Here is a 20,169-nt window from a genome sequence, read left to right as displayed (position 1 = left end):
GGCCCCTCTCCGGCGATCGCCGTGACCCACGCCGGGAACCCGGCGTGGGTCACGGCGAGATCGAGGAGGCCGCGATGCCCGTCGCCACGTTCCGCCTGGTCGCGGTCGAGGCTGCGGAACGGCATGCCCTGGAGCTGGGCGCCCGGCGGCCGGACACGGACGACGACGGCGGCAGGCGCGGACTCCGCGTGTACGCGGATCCGGCGGGCATCCGGTCAGCCTCGTCCACGGGTCGTGAGCGTCGTCGCCGCCGGAGGCGACCGGTGGGGCGCGCCCGGTACAACGGCCTCCTCAGGATTCCTCATGGCCGGTGATGATCTCGCGGGCCAGTGCGTCGATGGCTTGCGTGGCCTCCTCGTAGTTGCTGAGGATCGCGGTGACCCAGCCGGAGTCGGGGTAGGAGTCCAGGTCGGCGCAGATGCCGTTGGTGGTTCCGCCATGGACGTTGAGGGGCCGGCCGGCCATGTGGGTGTTCGCGAAGCGGACCAGGTCCGCGGGGGTGGCGAACGAGTTGCCCGCGGGCGTGCCGATGAAGAGCTGGTCGTCGATGGCGTCTACGCGCTCGCCGGTGGGCAGCGTGTCGTAAGGCCGGGCTATACGCCGGTCGGCGCGCCAGTGCGGCGTCGTGTAGAAGTCCGAGCTGGCCATGTGGGCCGGGACGAACACGTGGTCCCTGACGTACTCGTGGTACGGCTGGTCGGCGACGTGCTGCACGATCGCGCCGAGCGTGACGTAGCCGGAGTTGCTGTACTGGGTCCCGGTGCCGGGCGGGAAGGACAGCGTGCCCCGGCGGATGTAGGCCATGATGCCGTCCATCACCTCCTCGGCGCTGTCCCAGGAGCGGGCCTCTTCGAAGAAGCCCTGATGAGGCCCCGGCGAGCTGCACACGGAGAGCTGCGAGAGAGGCGGTCATGGAACGAGGCACCCGTGGCGAACTCATCGGCCGGCTGGCCGAGGTGACGGAGTCCGTCACGACCGCGCACCCGGTGCGGGTCGCCGTCGACGGCCCGCCGGCTGCCGGCAAGACCACGCTGGCAGACGAGCTGGCCGCGGTCCTGCGCGCGCGGGGCCGCCATGTCATCCGCGCGACCATCGACGACTTCCTCGTCCCCCGTGCACAGCGCTACCGGCGCGGCCGGTACTCGGCCGAGGGCTGCTACTTCGACGCACACGACCACGCCGCGCTGTGCCGCGTCCTGCTCGATCCCCTGGGCCCGGGCGGGGACCGCAGATTCCGGCACGCGGTCTACGACGCGGACACCGACACCCGGCGGTCACCGCCGGCCGTGACCGCCCCCGCCGACGCCGTGCTGCTCTTCGACGGCGTCTTCCTCCTGCGTCCGGAGTTCGCCGACCGGTGGGACCTGCGCGTCTTCGTGTCCGTCCCCTTCGAGCGGACGGTGGACCGCGCCCGGAACCGGGGCACGGCGGCTGCCGGATCCGCCGCCGGCACGGCCGCCGAGATCGAGCGGTCCTGGCGCTTCCGCTACATCCCCTCCCAGCAGCTCTACTTCACCGACGCCCGGCCCGCCGACCACGCCGACGTCATCGTCCACAACGACGAGCTCCAGCAGCCGTCCTGGGAGGTCCGCGGATGACGTCGCGTGCAAGGCGGCCTCACGCCGGAGGCAGCTTCCTTCTGGCAGCCGGCGGCAGGTAGCCCTTCGCCGCCTCGGCGATGCTCCTGCGCTGCCGGGGCCGGCGGGCACGGCTGATGCCCCCCTTCCCCCTGGCGTACGGGTAGGTGCCGAACCAGAGATCGCCGTCGCGGTCCTGGACGATGGTCCGCACCAGGTTCTCCACCAGCCCGGTGCCGCGCGTGAACGCCTCCCAGTTCGTGCCGTCGTAGCGGCTGACGCCCCCCTCGGTGCCGAACCACATCCTGTGCTCGGCGTCGATGAACATCGCGTAGACCCGGTCGTGGACCAGGCCGTCCGCCGTGGTCATCCGGCGCCACCTGCCGTTGCCGTAGACGGAGACGCCCTTGAGGGTGCCGAACCACATCCGGCCTTCGGGGTCCTCGAACATCGAGTAGACGCAGTTGTCGAGGAGCCCGTCCCGGCGCGTGAACTGCTGCCACGACGAACCGTCCCAGCAGCCGACGCCGGCGCCGCGGCCGTGCTCGTAGGTGCCCACCCAGATACGGCCGTGCGAATCCTCGAACACCTTCAGGACCTCCAGGCTCGGCAGGCCCTCCGTCTTGGAGAACGCATGCCAGCTCCGCCCGTCGAACCGGTGCAGGCCGCCGCCGGTCCGGGTGGCGCGCCAGCAGCCCGCCCACAGGTTCTGGTCGCGGTCGAAGTGGATGTTCAGGATGCTCACGCCCGTCAGCCCCGCGGGGACGAACCTGCCGGCCGCGTCGTCGAAGCGGTTGAGGCCCGCGTCCGTGGCGGCCCATATCCCGCCGCCGGCGTCCTGCCTGATGCAGGTCACCGCATCGCTCGCCAGACCGTGCCGCCGGTCGTAGGTCCGCCACTCACCGCCTTCGTACAGGGCAAGGCCGCCGCCCCAGGTGCCGACCCACATGCGGCCCGCGGAGTCCTGGAAGACGTCGTAGATCCAGTTGTGCGGAAGGCCGTTCGCCGTGGTGAAGGAGTCCCACTCCAGCGGGTCGCTCCGCTCGTCCTCCTCCAGGAAGCGCCGCATCAGGTCCCGTACCTCGCTGCGGGCCGTCGGGCCGGCGGTCGTCCGCCGGCGCGGTGACCTGTCGCTCACGGACCGGCTCCGTCCTCGTCGCGTGCGCTGTCGATCAGCGCCTGCAGGCGGCGGCGAAGGAGCTGCACCTGCTCGGCCTCGTTGTCGATCGCCTGCCGGATCTGCTCGTTCCGCTGCCGCATCCGCTGCCGTGTCCGCTCCGGGTGGTCGCGCTCGTCCTGCGTGATCCCGCGCCGGACCGCGCGCAGGCGGTCGTCCAGCCGCTGTGCGGCGGCGCGGTACTCGCGCAGCCTGGCTGCGGCCCCCTCGTGGGTGACGCTCCGGCCGTCGTCGTCGGCCGCGCCGACCGCCCCCCGGTACTGGATGACGAGGGCCTCCATGAGGACGTAGTCCCGGGCCTTGTACGCGGAGTACGCCATGTCGAAGTCGGAGAAGGAGGTGTCCGAGGTGTCGGCGTGGACGGCCGGCAGGACGATGCGTCTGAAGTTCCGGAGGATGCGCTTGCGCGTGGCCTCGTCCAGCCCGTCCTCGGCGGCGTCTGCCTGCTCGTCCTCTTCGCCGGGTGCGGCGGTGTGGGCGGGAACGTCCGCGTCGTCGGCGTCCGCGGCGTGGAGGACGGCGCGGACGTCGTCCTCGATCTCGTCGGCACTGGGGTAACCGCCCCGGTCGATCCGTGCGCGGATGCGCTCCAGTTCCGCTTCGAGGTGTGTGCGCCGGCCGATGACTTCGTGCAGGTGCTGCGCTGCGTGCAGCACCTCGGCACTGAAGGTGTCCTCGAACTCGCGCATGCGGGCCGCGAGTCCGACGTACTCGGCGAGTGCGCGCACGACCTGCCCGCGCACGTCGTTGGTCGCCTCGACGAGGGCCGCGGTCGTCTCGAACCGGGGCACGAGCCTGCTCACCTGTCCACCTCACCGCCACCGCTCCCGGCCGGGCCATGAGCGGTCTGCTACGGGGCTGTTACCTTGCGACAGGAGTATGCCGGGTGCCTTCGGGACCCCTCCCGCGGTTCCGGCAGCCCTCCTGCGGCTGCGGTACGGCCGGGGCGACGCCGTGCCCGGACGGATCTGCCGCACCGGGCGCGCGCCGTCCGGTGAGCCTGTCGTGCGCCGGTGTGCGCATCACGGCGGCGGTGCCGGCGGTGGCCGCGGACCGCGTCGGCGGCCTCATAAACCTCAGTGCATCCGGGTGCACCCATCGTGTGGTGTCCGTGTGCGTGGGATCTAAGTGGCCGGCGGGGTGGGGACACCCTCGTTGGTGCGGTGAGCCGGATGGGTGACCACCGGCCGCACCCGTCGCGCTCGTCACTGCGCGGCGCAGTCACTCCCTCCCGTCGCAATCCGCGAGGGGACGATTCTTGGAGGCAAGATGTCCGTACAGACGACCCCGGCTCTCTCCCCCGTCCGGGCCGGCGTGGCCGAGAGGGCCGCGCTCACGGCGCTGGTCGACGAGCCGGAGGCTCCGTTCAGCGACGCGCCCGTGTACTCCCCGCAGGGCACCGGCGCCCTGCTGCTGCTCGCGCTCCTGTCCCCGAGGCTCCCGAAGGAGTCCCGCCCCTCGTAAACCGTCCGCGGACCTGAAAACCGCACACTCACGTCCGTGACAGACAGCAGAAGGTGAGCGCCTGATGTCGAATGCCGCACTGGGGGCCGACTACGCCCAAGCGGTGGAGCAATTGGCCGGGCGCGTCCTGGGTGCCCTGCGGGGCACCCAGGTTCCGCTGCCGGCCGTGTCCGACGAGGACCGGCCGGCAGACACCCCCGCGCTGGCAGCCGTGCGCGTCCTGGGGCCCGACCTCTTCGCGCCGGCGCTCTTCTGCCGCCAGCCGCTGCCGCAGCCCGACCGGGACACCCTCGGTGCGGCCCTGCGGGTCTTCCCGCCCCGCCCCGGGGACAGCACCGAGGCCCGCTGGCGCGACCGCACCACCGCCGCGCTGCTCGCCCGCGGCGCGGCCGGCGACCGGGGGGCCGTTCCGTACGCGGGTGAGGAGTCCGAGCGTGCCTCGATCGCCGAGGTGGTCGAGGTCGCCGGGCTCGTCGAGGACGCGGAGGACACCGAACTGTCCTGGCAGGAGCGGTCGCAGCGCATGGCACGGCTCGCGCCGCTGGCGCTTCCGGAGGTGGACGGGCCCTACCAGCAGCGGGCCTGTCTGCACGTGCGCGCCCTCAGCCGGGGCACCGCCCGCTCCCTGATGCGCCGCGACTATCCCACCGCGGCCCGGCTCGTCCGCTGGCTCGCCCTGGCCCGGAGCCGCGGCGCATCGCCCGCACTCGACGTGCCGACGGTGCTCGACCACCTGCGCCTGTGGGGCGCCCCCAGCGCCCGTACCGCGCTCGACCTGGCCATCGCCACAAGACTCCTGTCCGCGTCCGAAGGAGGCCCGCGATGACGGCCACCGGGCCGGCTGATCCGGTCCGTTCCCTTGCGCTGGGCACGGGCACCAAGGCGCTGGGCTGGCTGCACCGCAACCGCGCGCGGGGCAGGTTCGCCGACGGCGCGACAGCCGAGCTGGCCGAGCCCGACAGCGTCTACAAGCCGCTGGCCGAGCTGGCGCTCGCCGCGTCCCTGGTGCTGCGGGACGCCGTGTTCCCGTCCGCCGAACGCGAGTCGGCCGGCGAACTGCTCGACTTCGCCTGGGAACAGCTCCGCGGTGGCGACCTGCTCTACGAGCGGCAGTTGCGGCACCCGGCCATGACCGACCCGCTGGAGACCTACGTCCACTTCCACCGCGCCGGCTACCGCCACGAGCGGCTCCAGGCGCTGCTGGCCCATCTGACCTCCCTCACCTCGTACCGCGAGTACGAGCACGTGCCCAACCGCCGCATGGCGGTGGCCAACGCGACCCGGGTGATCGGGGTCGGCGACCGCACCGACTGGCCCGCGCGCACCGCGACCACCTGGCTCGGGGCCACGCCCGAACCGTGGACCATGGACTGGATGACGGCGTACCACATGACCCACACCGTCTTCCATCTCACCGACTGGGGCGCCCACCCCCACGCCCTGCCGCCTCACCTGCGCGACTACCTGGCGACCTGGCTGCCGGTGTGGACGGACGTATGGCTGGAGATCGAGGAGTGGGACCTCGTCACCGAACTCCTCATCGTCGACGCCTGCATGCCCGCACCGGTCTTCGACGTGGGTGCCTGGCAACGGGTCGCAGCCGCCCAGCACGAGGACGGGCTGCTCCCGCGCGACGGCCGGACCGGCACGGACGACGAGGACCGGCAGTTCGGCGACCACTACCACACCGCCGCGGTCGCCACGGTCGCCTCGTCTCTCGCGCTGTCACGCCTGGGCGCCTAACGGGCGACGCCGACGTGAACCCCCGCGACCAACCCCTCAAAGCGGTGGCCGCCGCGGCCGAACCACGGGCGGCGGTGGCCGTCGCGGTCTCCGTGAACGGCGCGTACCGCGCGCTGTGCCGCGGCGGTATCGACCGCAAAGGCACCGCGTCGGTCACCGACCGGACGCGCTTCGAGGTCGGCTCGGTGACCAAGACCTTCACCACGCTGCTCCTCGCCGACACCGCCGCGCGCGGCGAGGTCAGCCTGGCGGACCGGATCGCCGAACGCCTCCCGTACGCCGCCCTCCCGCGCGGCCACGGCCGGGCCATCACCTACGAACACCTGGCGACCCACACCTCCGGCCTGCCCCGGCTCCCGCCCGGGCTGCTGCTCAAGGGGCTGCCGTCATGGTTCGCCAACCCCTACCGGACGTTCACCCCCGACATGCTGCTGCCCGCACTCGGCCGCACCGTCGTGCACCACCCGCCCGGCACCCTCATGCGGTACTCCAACCTCGGCGTCGGTCTGCTCGGCCGCCTGCTGGCCGACGGCGCCGGCACGGACTACGGCACGATGCTCCGCGAGCGGATCCTCGACCCCCTCGAACTCGCCGACACCGGCACCGCGGCCCCGTCCGGCCCCGACCCGGCGTACGCCGTCGGCTACTGGCACGGCCGCCGCCGCCCGCCCTGGGTCATCCCCGCCCTCCCCGGCGCGGGGGCGGTGCGCTCCAGCGCCCACGACCTGATCCGCTTCCTGCGCGCCCACCTCTACCCGGAGGACTCCGGCGTCCCCGGCGCGCTGCGGACTCCGCTGGCGGAGGTGGTGCGCATCCGCGAACTGCCCGCGGGGGAGGAGGAGAAGGCCGGGCTCGGGTGGAGCGCACGCACCCTCGCGGGGGCGACCCTGTACTTCCACAGCGGCGCGACCCGCGGCTGCACGGCGTTCGCGGGCCTGAGCCCGGAACGGGAGGTGTGCGTGGTGGCCCTGACGAACTCGGGGGTCACGTTGCGGAGCCGGTTCATCCAGGCGGCGTATCTGCTGCTGCGGGCGCTGGCGCTGGGGGAGCCGACGTGACCTGGGACGCGCGGGGGCGGGGCACCCGGGTGACGGTGCTGTGGTGCGGAACCGCTGCCGGTGGCTTGGGGTGAGCCGGGGCCCGTTACGCCTCCGATGCCGACGTCAGCCGTGCGGCCAGGGCCGCGACCGCCGAGCGCAGCTCCGGGCCGCCCTCCACGCGGAAGTCGAACGGTATCCGGGCCAGCCAGTCGCGCGCGTACATCGTCGGCGTGCTCGTGCTGCCGACCAGCACACAGCCCTCGCCCGCCGCCTCCAGCCGGCCCATCGGCGGCCTCACCCACGGCGCGACCTCCGCCGCCGGTGCGTCGAACGCCACGCGCGTCGGGTACTCCCAGCCCGTGCCGAGGTTCTCCTCCAGCACCGCGACCGGGTCGAGGCCCTCGGGCGGCGTGAAGGAGCGGGTGGTCCGGCGGACCTCCCCGATGCGATCGACACGGTAGGTGCGGATCGCGTCCGCGCGGTGGGAGCGGCACAGCAGGTACCAGCGCCCGTGGCGTACGACCACCGCCCACGGGTCGACCAGCCCCTCCGACTCCCGCCCCGACTCGCTGCGGTACGTCACCCGCACGCTCCGCCGCTCCGCGCACCCCGCGACCAGCGCGCCGGTCGTGGCAGGGTCGGGGCGGGCCGATCTCGGGTCGGGGGCGGCCGAGGCGTGGTCGCGGAGCGTCGCCGCCTGCCGGCCGACGCTTTCCGGCAGCACGCGGATCACCTTGTTCAGCGCCTTGCCCACCAGCTCGTCCGCGTCGTCGAGCGCGGCCATGACCAGCGTCAGCGCCTCGGCCTCGGTGAAGACCACCGGCGGCAGCCGTGCGCCGCGCCCGAGCCGGTAGCCGCCGTACGGGCCGCGGGTCGACTCCACCGGGACGCCTGCCTCCCGGAGGATGCCGATGTAGCGGCGCGCCGCCCGCTCGGTGACGCTCAGCTCCCCGGCGAGTTCGGAGGCCGTCGTGCCGGGGCGGGTCCGGAGCACCTCCATGGTGCGCAGGGCCCTCGCGGTGGGGCTGAGGCCGGTCGGCATCCATGCAGGTTAAGCGGCCTTCTCCTATTCCGGAAGTGGATTGTCCGGAACCGGTCGTAGCGTGTCGGCGATCCGACCGCACGGAAGAAGGAACCGCTCATGGACAGCTCCCGGTCTCCGGCCTCGGCACGCCCCCGCGTGCTCGTCGTCGGCGGCACGCTCGCGCAGGTGCGCAAGGCCCGGGATCTCGGGCTGGACGTCGTGCACGTCCAGTACCCCGACGCCTACGACCGTGGCCACTGGCCGTACGTCGACCAGGCCCTGCTGCTCGACTACGGGGACACCGGCCGTCTCCTGCCGCTGGTGCGGGCGCTGCACGCGGCGTACCCGCTGCGGGCGGCGGTGTCGCTCTTCGAGCTGGGGCTGCTGCCCGCGGCGCGGATCAACGAGGCGCTCGGGCTGGCCGGCGAGTCCGTCGAGACCGTGGAACTGCTGCTGGACAAGGCGCGGATGCGCGGGCGCCTGGCCGCGCGCGGCGTCAGCCCGGTGGCCGCCGCGGTCGGCCGGTCGGCGGCGGACGTCCGGGAGTTCGCGGCGGCGCACGGGCTGCCGATCATCGTCAAGCCGGTCCGCGAGTCGGGCAGCCTGGGGGTGTTCCACGTACGGGACCGGGAAGGCGTGGACGCCGTCGCCGCGCGGTTCCGGTCACTCGACGGCGAGTGGAGTGCACGGGATCTCTCCGACGCCGCCCCCTTCGACGAGTTCCTGATGGAGGAGTACCTCGACGGCCCGGAGATCAGCGTGGAAACCCTGAGCTTCGACGGCCGGCACGTGGTGATCGCGGTGACCGACAAGGAGACCGGTGGCGCCGGCTTCGTGGAGGTCGGCCACGCGCAGCCCAGCGGGGTGCCGCCCGGCACGCTGCGGGAGGTCACGCGGCTGGTCACGGACTTCCTCGACGCGGTCGGGCTGCGCAACGGCCCCGGGCACACCGAGGTCAGGCTGACCTCGCGCGGCCCGCGGATCATCGAGTCGCACAACCGTGTTGGCGGCGACCGCATCAACGAGCTGACCGCGCTCGCCTACGGCGTCGACATGGAGCGGTACGCCCTGGCCGCCGGGCTCGGCATCCTCGCCCCGCCGGCCGCGCCACCCGAGCCGCGGGGCGGTGCGGCCGTACGGTTCCTCACGCCGGAACCCGGCCGCGTGGTGGAGGTCACCGGCGCCGACGAGGTGCGTGCGGACCCCGCCTGCGTCGAACTCCGGCTCGGTGTGCGGCCCGGCGCCGTCGTTCCCCCGCTGAGCTGGAACGAGGACAAGGCCGGGCACGTCCTCACCCGCGGCGCCACCGCCGCCGAGGCCGTCGCCCACGCCCGCCGCCTCGCCGCGGCGGTCGGCATACGCACCGAGCCCGCACCGTGAGCGCCGCTCCGCCGGGGCGGCCGGACGTCGCCGGGCAGCGGTTCCGCGACGAACTGCGCCACCTGCCCGGGCGGGTGTGGATCATCAGCCTGGGCATCCTGGTCAACCGGGTCGGCAACTTCCTGCCCGTGTTCATCGTGCTCTACCTCACCGAGCGCGGCCACTCCGCCGGCACCGCCGGCTTCGTGCTCGGCGTCTCCGGTCTCGGCAACGTGCTCGGCAACACCTTCGGCGGCTACCTCGCCGACACCCTCGGGCGGCGCTGGACCATCGTGCTGTCCGGCGTCACCACCGCCGGACTGACGGCCGCCGTGCCGTTCCTCGCGCCGCTGCCCGCCCTCGTCACCGTCGTCGGGCTCGTCGGCGTGACCTCCCACGTCTACCGCCCGGCCGCCGCCGCGGCGCTGCTCGACTCCGTGACGACCGGCCGGCAACGCCTGGCGGCCTTCGGCGTGTTCCGGGCCGCGATGAACCTCGGGGCCGCGCTCGGCGGTGTCGTCGGCGGCGTGCTGGCCGGCGCCTCGTACACGCAGCTCTTCCTCGGCAACGCCGCCGCCTGCCTGCTCTTCGCCGTGGTCGTGGCGGCCCTGCTGCGCGACGCGCCCCGCCCGCGGCAGGAGACGGAGCGGCGGGCGGAACGGGCCGCCGGCTACCGCCGGGCGCTCGCCGACCGCACTCTGCTGCGCTTCTTGCTGATGACCGCGGTCGCCGAGTTCGTCTACATCCAGTCCACCGTCGGCCTGCCCCTGCACGTTACCGACGCGGGCCTCGGCGCCCGGGACTTCGGCCTCCTCATCGGGCTCAACGGCCTGCTGGTGCTGGCCCTGGAGCTGCCCGCCACCGCAGCGGTCGCCCGCCGCCGGCCGGAGTACGTCCTCGCCGCGGGCAACCTGCTGGTCGGCGTGGGCCTGGCGCTCACCGGGCTGGTGACCGACATGGCCCTGCTGGCGGCGACGGTTGTGGTGTGGACCTGCGGGGAGATGATCACCAGCTCCGTCGCGTACGCCTACCTCGGCGGCCTGACCCCGCCGGACATGACCGGCCGCTACCAGGGCCTGCACGGCGCCGCATACACCGTCGGCACCGGCGCCGGGCCGCTTTTGGGCGGCGCCGCGTACGCCGTCGGACCCTGGGCGCTGTGGACCCTGGTCGCCGCCGCCGGGGTGTGGTCCGCCCGGCTCTGCCTGCCGCCGCGCCGGGCCCCGTCCGGCTGAGGACACCGAGGAGCGGGCGGCCTCAGCGGGGCGCGAATTCCGTCGTGGCGAACGTCACCGTGTCCCGCTCCGAGACCCCGTCGGTGATCCACCAGTAGGCGGGCTTCTCTCCGTACAGCGCGAAGAGCGGGTCGGGCGCCCAGGTGAGGATCAGCTCGTCCCTGCCGTCGCCGTCGAAATCGGCGGCGCCGGCCGGCCGGGCGTTCCTGTCCTTCGCGGGCGTCTTCTCGCCGTCGGCGGTCCGTGCCGGTCCTTCGCGCAGGACGGAGGTGCGCGTGTCGCCGTCGATGAGCGTGGCGTCCTCGTACGTCGAGACGAGCAGGGCGTCGCGGCCGTCACCGTCGGGGTCGGCGGCGGCGAAGCCGCCGGGGCCGTAGTCGGTGCTCTCGTTTTCCGGCGGCTCGGGCAGGATGAGGCGGACCGGTTCGCCGCCGTCGCCGGGGTAGATCGTGGCCTTGCCATGGACCTCCGGCTTCTCGGTCTCGTAGCCGGGTTCGTTGTTGCGTCCGAAGTCGTCGCCCACGGCGACGTCGCGCTGCCCGTCGCCGTCGAAGTCCCCGAAGGCGTGGGCGCTACCGAGACGCAGTTCGCGGACGTCGCCGGAGAGTCCGGTGCCGTTGCGGGCCGGATAGAGGGTGTTGCGGGCCTGCTCACCGTCGGTGAGGCCGCGTAGCAACAGCGAGGTCGCCCGCGGCTCGCCGGTGGGGTCGATCGCGTCCACGAGGAGGGCACTGGCGTCCTCGTACGGCAGGCCGGTGTCGACGCGGGCCGGCTCGCCCGCCCGTGAGAAGGGTCCGTACATCACCACCAGGTGCGAGGTGGTCTGCTCCTGCATCACCAGGTCGTGGTGCCCGTCGGCGTCGAAGTCTCCGCGTACCGGCGCATCGACACCCGTCATCCCCGCCGGGAGCCGCAGGCCGACCGCCTCGGGTTCGGCGACGGGCAGCCGGGGGCCGCCGAAGCTCACGTAGGGCTGCTGGAGCCAGTCCTCCTGCTGCTCCCCGGGCGCCGCGGCCGTCGTGACGAAGTCGGGGAAGCCGTCGTCGTCGAGGTCGGCGGTGGTCACCTGGTCGACGGAGAGGCGGGCGGGTCCGGGACCGTCGTCCGGAAAGCCGAGGTCGGCGGCCTTGAGCACGGTACGCGTCGCGGGGTCCAGGCCGTCGGGCGAGCCGTAGACGACGCCGAGGCGCTCCTCGGCGGTCTGGGGGTCGTCGCCGGCGAACACCGGTACGAGGAGGTCGCGGTGCCCGTCGCCGTTGACGTCGTCGGGGTCCTGCGAGCCCTCGCCCTGCGCCGGTGCCCGGCTCGCGGTCGGCGGCGCGGGCACGCCGTCCGCCGAGGCGCCGTCCGCCGAGGGCGACGGGCGCCCGTCCCTGCCCCCGCCCTCGTCACCGCAGGCGGTGAGGAGCAGCAGGGGGCACAGAACGAGCGCGGGGAGTGCGGCGCGGCGGGTCATGTGCGCCACTGTCGCAGCGCGGGGCCGGCCACCGGCGCGCCGAACGGGGGATCGTTGCACGTTCGTTGGCGTCCGCCCCCCCCGTGGACGCAGCGCTCCGTCAGCGCGGCAGGACCGACTCGACGGCCGCGACCAGCGCGGTGTCCTCCGGCGCGGTCCGCGGGCGGAACCGGGCGACGGGCTTGCCCGAGGCGTCCAGGAGGAACTTCTCGAAGTTCCACTGCACGTCGCCCGCCGCGCCGTCCGTGTCCGGCGTCTGCACCAGCCCCCGGTAGAGCGGGTGCCGATCCGGACCGTTGACCTCCAGCTTTTCGAACAGGGGGAAGGTCACGCCGTACGTCGCCGAGCAGAACTCCGCGATGTCCTCCGACGTGCCCGGCTCCTGGCCGCCGAACTGGTTGCACGGGAACCCGGCCACCGTGAAGCCCCGGGCCGCGTACTGCGCGTGCAGCTTCTCCAGGCCGGCGTACTGGGGCGTCAGCCCGCACTTCGACGCCACGTTGACGGCGAGCACCGCCGTGCCCCGGAACTGCGCCAGCGAGGCGGGCTCGCCGGCCAGAGTGCGCAGCTCGACGTCGTACAGACTCATGGCAAGCAGGTCCTCTCCGCGTTCGGTATCGCTCCGGGTACGGCATCACCCGTACCCGGGTCAAGTCTGCCATCCGCGGATCACCGGAGGCGGCCCGGTGGGCCTACGCTTCGGCTGGTCGGCAGGAGCACGGCACGGGCACGGCTGCCGGGACGCGGACGGGAGGGCGCGTTGGCGGAGCTGGAGCGCGGGGATCCGCGGGAGATCGGCGGGTACCGCGTGCTGAAGCGGCTCGGCGCCGGCGGAATGGGCGTCGTCTATCTCGGCCGCTCGCCCGCCGGGACGCTCGTGGCGGTCAAGGTCGTACGGCCCCGGCTGGTCGGCGACGGCCGCTATCGGGCCCGCTTCCGCCGCGAGGTCGCCGCCGCCCGCACGGTGACCGGCGCGTACACCGCGCCGCTGGTCGACGCCGACCCGGACGCGGAGCAGCCGTGGCTGGCGACGGCATACCTGCCGGGCCTCTCCCTCGACGAGGCCGTCAGGACGTTCGGCGCGCTGCCCGCCGCCGTGGTGCGGCTGCTGGCCACCGCACTCGCGGAGGCGCTGGCCGGAATCCACGGCGCCGGTCTGGTGCACCGTGACTTCAAGCCCGGCAACATCATGCTCACCCCCCGCGGCCCCTGCGTCATCGACTTCGGCATCGCCCGTCCCGAGGACTCCGCGACCCTCACCCAGGACGGCGCGCTCATCGGCACCCCCGGATTCATGTCGCCGGAGCAGGCCGCGGGCGGGCGCGCCGGGCCGCCGGCCGACGTGTTCGCCCTCGGCTCGGTGCTCGCGTACGCGACAGCGGGCAGGGCGCCGTTCGACGCGGGCGACCGGGCCGGCACGCTGCAGCGTATCCAGCGCGGGCAGGCAGACCTCGGGGGTGTGACGGACCGCCGGCTGCGGTCCGTCGTCGCGGCCTGCCTGCGCGCGGAGCCGCGCCGGCGGCCGGTCGCGTCGGCGCTGCTCGACCTGCTCGGGGAGCCCGCGGCGAGCGTGCACGGCACGCGCTGGCTGCCCGCGCCGCTCGCGGAGGAGATCGACGCCCGCACCGCCCGCGAGCCGTGGCCGCGGTCAGGCGCGGCGCGCGCCGTACGGCCCGGGGAGGTGACCGCGGACCCGTTCGCCGAGACGGCGGCCACCGGCTGGACCGGCTCGACCGGCGGGAGGGGGGCGGCGGGGGAGAAGGGCCCGGGAGACCGCCGCGGCGGGACCGGCCCGTCCGTTGCTCCGGGCAACCGCACCCGCGGCGCCCGCCGCCGTGCCCTCCTCCTCGGGCTGACCGCCACCGGCTTCGCCGGCGCGGCGGCGCTCGCCCGTCCGCTGCTCGACGGGTCCGGTGACTCCCCGCCGTCCGGCGACGGCGGCCGGGGCCGGGACTCCGGCACCCCGGCCGCGTCGCCGCCCCGGGCCGGGGAGGTCTGGCGGGAACGGGCCCGCTACCGCGGTGAGCATCCCACCGGCCTCCACACCGCCGGCGGGGTGCTCTTCGCCCACGGCGGTGACAAGGGCGGCGTGCAGGCCCTCGACCCCCGTACGGGCAAAGAGCTGTGGCGGCGCCGCTGGGGCTCCGGCGACGACGGCGAGTTCGCCGCGGGGGGCGGCGGGGCCTACCTCGTCGGCCCGCCGGGGGCCGAGACCCAGCGCGTCCGGGCCCTCGACCCCGCCTCCGGCGGTGAACGGTGGTCGCACGCGGCGGAGTTCGGCTTCGTGGACGCCGTGGTCGCCGCCGGCGGGCTCACCTACGTCGCCGCCGACGGCGTCGTCGCGCTGGACAGCCGCAGCGGCGAGGAACGCTGGTCCCACGAGACCACGGCCTTCTCCCTCACCGTCGGCTCCGGCCTCCTCCTCGCCGACGACGGCGAGGAGGTCACCGCGTTCGACGCCGCGGACGGCGAGAAGCGGTGGAGCCGCCCCGCCCAGAACACCACCGCCGTACTCGCCGCGGACGGCCTCGTCTTCGTCTGCGACGCCTATCTCAGTCTCGTCGTGCTCACCCCGGACGGTCGGGTCGCCTGGCGTGAGCGCCTGACGTACCCCAGCACCGTCCACGCCGCCGGCGCCGGCATGCTGTTCGTCAGCGAGAACCGCCGGCTCTGCGCCCTGCGCGCGGACGACGGCGCTACCGTCTGGGCCCTGCCGGACGCGGAGTTCGTCGGCCTCGCCGGCGGTGCCCTGCACGTCCGGGGGAGCGTGACCGAAGACGGCACCACGGGCGGGGGGCAGCGGCTGTACGCTCTGGATCCGGCCGACCGCAGCGTCCTGTGGACGTACGACGGCGCGGAGTACGTCCAGGCCGTCACCGCCACCGCCGGGCTGGTCTTCGCCGGCCTCCCCGACGGGTACGTACAAGCCCTCAGACCCCCCACCGAACGGCGGCGTAACGGAGGCACGAGTGGAGCCCCTTGAGCACGACGACCCCCGCTCGCTGGGCGGACACCGCATCCTCGCGCGGCTCGGCAGCGGAGCCACGGCCGTCGTCTATCTCGGCCGCTCCCGCGGCGGGCGCCTGGTGGCCGTCAAGGTCGTGCACCCCGAGCGGCTGCGCCGGCCGGAGGGCCGGGACCACTTCGTCCGCGAGGTCGCGGCCACCACCGCCGCGGGCGGTGTGCACAGCCCGCCGGTCGTCGGCGCCGACCCCGGCGGCAAGGTGCCGTGGATGGCGACGGAGTTCGTGCCGTCCGTCTCGCTGCACGAGGCGGTGGAGCGGTTCGGGCCGCTGCCCGCCCACTCCGTACGCCGTCTGGCCGCCGGGCTCGCGGAGGCGCTGGCCGCCGTGCACCGCGCCGGGGTCGTCCACCGCGACGTCAAGCCGGCCAACGTGCTGCTCACCGCCGAGGGGCCCCAGCTCGTGGACTTCGGCATCGCCGCCGCGGCGCAGCCCGCCGCGCTCGCGGGCACGCCCGGCTTCATGTCTCCGGAGCAGGTCGCCGGTGCCGAAGCGGGGCCGGCCACCGACGTGTACTCGCTGGGCTCCACGCTCGCCTACGCCTACGCCCGCGGCGGCACCGAGTCCGACGAACAGCCCCGCGCCGAGGACGACGACGCCCTGCGCGAGCTCATCGCCGACTGCCGCCGGCTGGAGCCCGCCGAACGCCCCACGCCGGCCGCGATCGGCGCCCGGCTCGCCGCGGACCCGGGACGGGACGCCCCGCCGCCCGGTGCCGCCTGGCTGCCCGCGCCGGTCCTCGCGGCGATCGACGCGCACGCCGGCGAGGCCGCCAACCCGCCGCTGGCGCCGACCGGGTCGCCGCGCCGGCGCCTGCTCCTCGGCGGTGCCGCGGCGCTCACGGCCGGCGCCGGCGCCGTCGTCCTGCTCGCCCTGCGCGAGGAACCACCGAGCCGGGAGGCGGGGAACGACGCCCGTACCGCGGAGCATGACTCCGCCCCGGACGTCAGGGAGCCCGAGCCCCCGCCGCCGCTCGAACCGGTCGCGGTCGAGTTCGTCCTCACCGGCGACGGACCCGTCCAGGAGATGACGTACTCCGTCAACCGCAAGCCGGTGACGCTCACCGAGGTGGCCCTGCCCTGGCGGAAGACCGTCGAGGTTCCCCGGGAGAACGGGTCCGCCGCCTGGAGCCTGGAGCTGTCCCACTTCGGCGAGGTGACCTACGAGATCCACGTCGACGGCCGCCGGCAGACGTCCCAGCGCTCGCCCAGCCCCGGGATCCCCGCCGCGGTGCGCGGCCCCGGCCCGTACACCGCGGAGGCCGGGGGCGAGGTCGCCTTCGCCGTCCCGTCCGCCGATGCGCGCGCCTAGTCTCCCGAGCCCGGGACCCCTCCGGGACGGGGATGGTTACGGTGAGGCGCAGTCACCCGGAGAAGGGGGTAACCCGCCATGGCGAGCAAGATCACTCTGCTGCCGAAGGAAGTCGGCAGCCTGAGCCGAGGGCTTCCTCCCGCCGACGCGCCGCCGCAGCCGGAGACGCTCTTCGTGCTCGGCTCGAACGGCGGGATGAGCGTGGCCCCGGACGCCGGCTTCCCGGTGGTGTTCGGTCGCAACGAGCCCGAGGTGCACGTCTGCGTCGGCGGCGGCGACAAGCACGTCAGCCGCCGGCAGGGGATGCTGACCAGGGAGTACGCGCGCTGGGTGCTGACCAACACCGGGAGGCGGCCGATCCGCTTCCCCGACTCCCGGCTGGTGCACGGCGGCGACCAGGCGTTCCTGCCCGCCGGCTACACCCCGCTGTTCGTCGTCTCGCCCCGCCAGGACCACCTGCTGGAGGTACGCATATCCGCGGCCAGACCCGGCGGCACGATCGGAGGGCCGACCGTGCAGGAGGAGTCGACCCTCGGCGAGGAGCGCGACCTCGACGACGAGGAACTGCTGGTGCTCGTCTGCCTCGCCCAGCGCTATCTGCAGGGCGACCCGCAGCCCCAGCCGCTGACCTGGGCGCAGGTCGCGGACGAGCTGAGGCGGCTGGACCCGGCGCGCAACTGGACGGAGAAGAGCGCCGCGCACATCGTCGCCGGGGTGCGCAAGAAGCTCAGCCGTGACGGGGTGCCGGGGATGCTGGCCAAGGACGTACCGCCGCCCGTGGGGAACGCCCTCAACCACAACCTCATCACCGACCTGCTGCTCACCGCGACGATCGAGAAGAAGCACCTGCGGATGCTGGGTGAGTGACAGGCCGCAGAACGCGCCCGCGGGCTACGGGGCACCGGGGTCGAACGGGATGCCCGCGGGCAGTGCCTTGCGCAGATGGGAGACGAAGGAGGAGTCCTTCAGCCCGAAGTTGGCGCTGCCGAAGTCCGTCGTGGCGAGCCGGTCGCGCAGGCCCGCGGGGTAGCCGTTCCAGCCCACCAGGTCGGGGAACTGCCAGGCGCCCTGGTGGTTCTCCGGCGGTTCGTCGTTGCCGGTGGCGGGGCGGAAGGCGTGGGTGCCGATGCCGTCCTTGTGGTAGACGACCTTGGGGTGTGTCCCGTCCCACCGGATCTGATCGCGCGGGTAGGTGGAGAAGTCGCCGTGCGCCGAGGTCGAGACGTACTGCGCCTGGTCGTTCTGGATCCACACCACGACGTGCTCCCAGTCGTGCCGGTGCCCGAAGAGGCCGGTGCCGGGCAGGGCCTGGTCCTTCTCGAAGTACAGGCCGTAGACCACGGCGCACCAGCCGTTGTTGCACTTCGCGCGCGAGTAGCCGTTGGTGTTGTCCAGGTCCGCGGCGTCCCGGCAGTCGCCGTCGAGGGCGCCGCCCGGCTCCAGGCCCGGGTTGACGGTGCCGTCCGGGCCGATGGCGGGGGTGGAATAACAGCCGTCGGTGTCGTAGTCGTACGCGGGCTGGAAGGTCTGCTCCAGGCCGTCCGCGTTCGCCGGCAGCGCCTGCGGCGGAGCAACGGCCGCCGAGGCGGCGTGCGGTAAGGCGACGACGAGCGCGAACGCGCCGCCCACGACGGCCGATACGCGACGGATACGGCTGCTCGACCTCATACGGCCTCCCCTGGCGGCTTCACGGCGCCCCGACGTCCGCTCATCCTCCGGGTGCGGCCACCGGCCGGGCAACGGCGCAAAGCCGCCCATGGGCGACATGTGAAGGGGCGGCCCCGGCGAAAGCCGGTGGCCGCGCGGTGGAGCCGCGCTCTCGCCGCGGTCGCCGTGGGTCAGCCGGCGAGCCGGATGAGGCCCGCGGGTGCCGGCCGGAAGCCGCAGCCGTCGACATAGAACCGGCGCAACCCCTCGTCGAAGTCGACGTGCAGCCACTCGCACCCGGCCGCGCGGGCCCCGGCGACCGCCTCCGCGACCAGCGCGGCGCCGATGCCCTCGCGCCGCCGGGCCGCCGGCACGACGGTGTCCAGGAGGAAGGCGTGCACGCCGCCGTCCCACGCGACGTTGACGAAGCCGACGAGCGCGTCGCCGTCGCGGGCGCACACCCAGCCGAGGCTGTGGCGGTCCAGCTGCGCGCGCCAGTCGGTGTCCAGGATGCGGTGGTGGAAGCCTTCGGCGTGCAGGGCATTGACGTCGGCGTTGCCGACGTCGCCGCGCCACTCGTAGGTGATCGTCATCGCGCGAGCCTACGGTCACCGGCGGGCGGCATGGCACCGGACTGGTCGCCGCGGGCCGGGCAGCGGTCTTACTCGCCGAATCGGGACAGCGGCGCCGTGAGCTGCGGGGGTGGGCGGTACGGGGGCGGGGGAGAGGGCCCGGAGGCGCGGTCGTAGGCTGCACGGGTGACTGGGAAGCTGTGGCAGATCGAGCCGTCCGGACCGCTGCGCGGTGACGTCACCGTGCGCGGGGCGAAGAACGCGGTCAGCAAGCACATGGTGGCCGCGATGCTGGGCTCCGGGCCGAGCACCATACGCAACGCGCCCGACGTCGGCGAGGTCGGCATCACCGCCCGGATGCTGGAGCACGTGGGCATGAAGGTCGAGCGCACCGACGGCGAGGTCACGGTCGTGCCGGGGCCGGTGGCGGATCCGAGCGTGGACAAGGCGTTCACCGGGCTCAACCGCATCCCGATCCTGCTGCTCGGGCCGCTGCTGCACCTGACCGGCGAGGCGTTCGTGCCGATGGTCGGCGGCGACCCCATCGGCCGCCGGCCGGTCGACTTCCACCTGGACGCGCTGCGCCGTTTCGGCGCCGAGGTGGAACTGGCCGAGGACGGCATCCACGCCCGTGCCGCCCGGCTGCGCGGCACCCGCGTCGACCTTCCGTACCCCAGCGTCGGCGCCACCGAGACGGTGCTGCTGACCGCCGTACGCTCCGAGGGCCGCACCGTCATCCGCAATGCCGCGACCGAGCCGGAGATCGTCGAGCTGGCGCTCTTCCTCCAGCGGATGGGCGCGCGGATCTCCCTCTACCCGGACCGCCGCATCGTCGTCGAGGGCGTCGACACGCTCGGCGGCGCCACCACCCGGCTCGGCGGCGACCGGATCGAGGCGTTCTCCTACCTGGTCGCGGGGCTGGTCACCGGGGGAGAGGTGCGGGTGCACGGCTGCCCGCAGGACCGGCTGGTGACGCCGATCACGACGCTGGCGCGGATGGGCGCCCGGTTCGAGATCACCGACGAGTGGATCACGGCGTCGGCCCCCGGCGGGCTGCGCCCCGCGGCCGTCCAGACCGACACCCACCCGGGCTTCGCCACCGACTGGCAGACCCCGCTGATGGTGCTCTTCACGCAGGCCGAGGGGATGTCGGTGCTGCACGAGACCGTGTACGAGAACCGGTTGGCCTACGTCTCCGCGCTGCAGGGCATGGGCGCCGAGATCGAGGTGTACGACACCTGCCTGGGCGGCCCCGCCTGCCGTTACCACGACACCGGCGCCCTGCACTCCGCGGTCGTGCGCGGTGTCAGCAGCCTGCGCGGCGGGGACGTCACGATGCCCGACATCCGCGCCGGGTTCTCCGCCGTGCTGGCGGCGGCCGTCGCCACCGGCGGATCGACGCTGCGCGGGGTGCACCACATCGAGCGGGGCTACCACCGGCCCGTGGAGCAGTTCCGGGCGCTCGGCCTGGAACTGCGCAGCCGCGAGGAGTAGGGCGGCGGGGAGGACGGGACGGGCGTCCGGGAGCGGAACCGGGGAGG

19 protein-coding genes are annotated in these 20,169 nt (G+C 74.3%); 11 read left to right on the top strand and 8 right to left on the bottom strand.

From position 1 onward, the window contains the following. Nucleotides 1–291: 291 nt before the first annotated feature. Nucleotides 292–888 (bottom strand): serine hydrolase domain-containing protein, encoded by a 597-nt coding sequence (locus I003_RS31630; RefSeq protein ID WP_158688943.1) that lies wholly within the window; start codon nucleotides 886–888, stop codon nucleotides 292–294. Between the two features lie 23 nt (nucleotides 889–911). On the opposite strand from I003_RS31630, the gene I003_RS0106815 reads away from it, so the two are divergent. Next, nucleotides 912–1,598, top strand: a complete 687-nt coding sequence (locus I003_RS0106815) for a cytidylate kinase family protein (RefSeq protein WP_027770831.1) — start codon at nucleotides 912–914, stop codon at nucleotides 1,596–1,598. 19 nt (nucleotides 1,599–1,617) lie between these two features. Here I003_RS0106815 and I003_RS0106810 read toward each other — a convergent pair whose 3' ends face one another. Both I003_RS0106810 and I003_RS0106805 read right to left on the bottom strand, forming a co-directional pair. Further along, nucleotides 1,618–2,715 (bottom strand): two-component regulator propeller domain-containing protein, encoded by a 1,098-nt coding sequence (locus tag I003_RS0106810; RefSeq protein WP_027770830.1) that lies wholly within the window; start codon nucleotides 2,713–2,715, stop codon nucleotides 1,618–1,620. Further along, the gene (locus I003_RS0106805) at nucleotides 2,712–3,557 is read right to left on the bottom strand and encodes a hypothetical protein (RefSeq protein WP_027770829.1); all 846 of its coding nucleotides are present in this window, start codon (nucleotides 3,555–3,557) and stop codon (nucleotides 2,712–2,714) included. Before I003_RS0106805 ends, I003_RS0106810 begins: the two co-directional genes overlap by 4 nt. Nucleotides 3,558–4,023: 466 nt before the next feature. Here I003_RS0106805 and I003_RS0106800 point away from each other — a divergent pair, with 466 nt between their 5' ends. From I003_RS0106800 to I003_RS0106785, 4 genes are all read left to right on the top strand, one after another. Next, the gene (locus tag I003_RS0106800) at nucleotides 4,024–4,218 is read left to right on the top strand and encodes a hypothetical protein (protein ID WP_027770828.1); all 195 of its coding nucleotides are present in this window, start codon (nucleotides 4,024–4,026) and stop codon (nucleotides 4,216–4,218) included. A gap of 64 nt (nucleotides 4,219–4,282) precedes the next feature. Then, nucleotides 4,283–5,044: a hypothetical protein gene (locus tag I003_RS0106795; RefSeq protein ID WP_486584119.1), complete on the top strand. Its 762-nt coding sequence runs from the start codon at nucleotides 4,283–4,285 to the stop codon at nucleotides 5,042–5,044. Continuing rightward, complete coding sequence (locus tag I003_RS0106790; protein ID WP_027770826.1) at nucleotides 5,041–5,961, top strand: DUF6895 family protein; 921 nt, start codon at nucleotides 5,041–5,043, stop codon at nucleotides 5,959–5,961. Before I003_RS0106795 ends, I003_RS0106790 begins: the two co-directional genes overlap by 4 nt. 14 nt (nucleotides 5,962–5,975) lie before the next feature. Beyond that, nucleotides 5,976–7,019, top strand: coding sequence for a serine hydrolase domain-containing protein (locus I003_RS0106785; protein ID WP_027770825.1), 1,044 nt, complete (start codon nucleotides 5,976–5,978; stop codon nucleotides 7,017–7,019). 85 nt (nucleotides 7,020–7,104) lie between these two features. Here I003_RS0106785 and I003_RS0106780 read toward each other — a convergent pair whose 3' ends face one another. Beyond that, complete coding sequence (locus tag I003_RS0106780; RefSeq protein WP_027770824.1) at nucleotides 7,105–8,043, bottom strand: WYL domain-containing protein; 939 nt, start codon at nucleotides 8,041–8,043, stop codon at nucleotides 7,105–7,107. 99 nt (nucleotides 8,044–8,142) lie between these two features. Here I003_RS0106780 and I003_RS0106775 point away from each other — a divergent pair, with 99 nt between their 5' ends. Continuing rightward, the gene (locus I003_RS0106775; RefSeq protein ID WP_027770823.1) at nucleotides 8,143–9,405 is read left to right on the top strand and encodes an ATP-grasp domain-containing protein; all 1,263 of its coding nucleotides are present in this window, start codon (nucleotides 8,143–8,145) and stop codon (nucleotides 9,403–9,405) included. Beyond that, nucleotides 9,402–10,619, top strand: coding sequence for an MFS transporter (locus tag I003_RS0106770; RefSeq protein WP_027770822.1), 1,218 nt, complete (start codon nucleotides 9,402–9,404; stop codon nucleotides 10,617–10,619). The genes I003_RS0106775 and I003_RS0106770 overlap by 4 nt, the downstream gene beginning before the upstream one ends. A 22-nt stretch (nucleotides 10,620–10,641) precedes the next feature. On the opposite strand, the gene I003_RS0106765 is transcribed toward I003_RS0106770, so the two are convergent. Together I003_RS0106765 and I003_RS0106760 are read right to left on the bottom strand one after the other, a co-directional pair. Then, the gene (locus I003_RS0106765; RefSeq protein ID WP_027770821.1) at nucleotides 10,642–12,075 is read right to left on the bottom strand and encodes a hypothetical protein; all 1,434 of its coding nucleotides are present in this window, start codon (nucleotides 12,073–12,075) and stop codon (nucleotides 10,642–10,644) included. 100 nt (nucleotides 12,076–12,175) lie between these two features. Next, nucleotides 12,176–12,664 carry a glutathione peroxidase gene (locus I003_RS0106760; RefSeq protein ID WP_027770820.1) on the bottom strand — a complete coding sequence of 163 codons (489 nt, stop codon included), beginning with the start codon at nucleotides 12,662–12,664 and terminating at the stop codon, nucleotides 12,176–12,178. Between the two features lie 171 nt (nucleotides 12,665–12,835). On the opposite strand from I003_RS0106760, the gene I003_RS31625 reads away from it, so the two are divergent. The 3 genes from I003_RS31625 (at nucleotide 12,836) to I003_RS0106745 (ending at nucleotide 17,276) form a co-directional block, all read left to right on the top strand. Continuing rightward, nucleotides 12,836–15,058, top strand: coding sequence for an outer membrane protein assembly factor BamB family protein (locus I003_RS31625; protein WP_051368121.1), 2,223 nt, complete (start codon nucleotides 12,836–12,838; stop codon nucleotides 15,056–15,058). Beyond that, nucleotides 15,045–16,409 carry a serine/threonine-protein kinase gene (locus I003_RS31620; RefSeq protein ID WP_051368120.1) on the top strand — a complete coding sequence of 455 codons (1,365 nt, stop codon included), beginning with the start codon at nucleotides 15,045–15,047 and terminating at the stop codon, nucleotides 16,407–16,409. The genes I003_RS31625 and I003_RS31620 overlap by 14 nt, the downstream gene beginning before the upstream one ends. A 78-nt stretch (nucleotides 16,410–16,487) precedes the next feature. Continuing rightward, nucleotides 16,488–17,276 (top strand): hypothetical protein, encoded by a 789-nt coding sequence (locus I003_RS0106745; RefSeq protein ID WP_027770819.1) that lies wholly within the window; start codon nucleotides 16,488–16,490, stop codon nucleotides 17,274–17,276. Between the two features lie 24 nt (nucleotides 17,277–17,300). Here I003_RS0106745 and I003_RS0106740 read toward each other — a convergent pair whose 3' ends face one another. Further along, entirely contained in the window at nucleotides 17,301–18,077 is a 777-nt protein-coding gene (locus I003_RS0106740) for an NPP1 family protein (RefSeq protein ID WP_027770818.1), read from the bottom strand. Between the two features lie 170 nt (nucleotides 18,078–18,247). After that, entirely contained in the window at nucleotides 18,248–18,649 is a 402-nt protein-coding gene (locus tag I003_RS0106735) for a GNAT family N-acetyltransferase (RefSeq protein ID WP_027770817.1), read from the bottom strand. 165 nt (nucleotides 18,650–18,814) lie between these two features. Between I003_RS0106735 and murA the strand changes: the two genes are divergently transcribed. After that, a complete protein-coding gene (gene murA, locus I003_RS0106730; RefSeq protein WP_027770816.1) occupies nucleotides 18,815–20,122 on the top strand; it encodes a UDP-N-acetylglucosamine 1-carboxyvinyltransferase in 1,308 nt (435 codons plus the stop codon). The last annotated feature ends 47 nt before the right edge of the window (nucleotides 20,123–20,169 follow it).

This window comes from Streptomyces sp. CNQ329, assembly GCF_000482585.1.
This window is presented reverse-complemented; position numbering and strand designations above follow the sequence as displayed.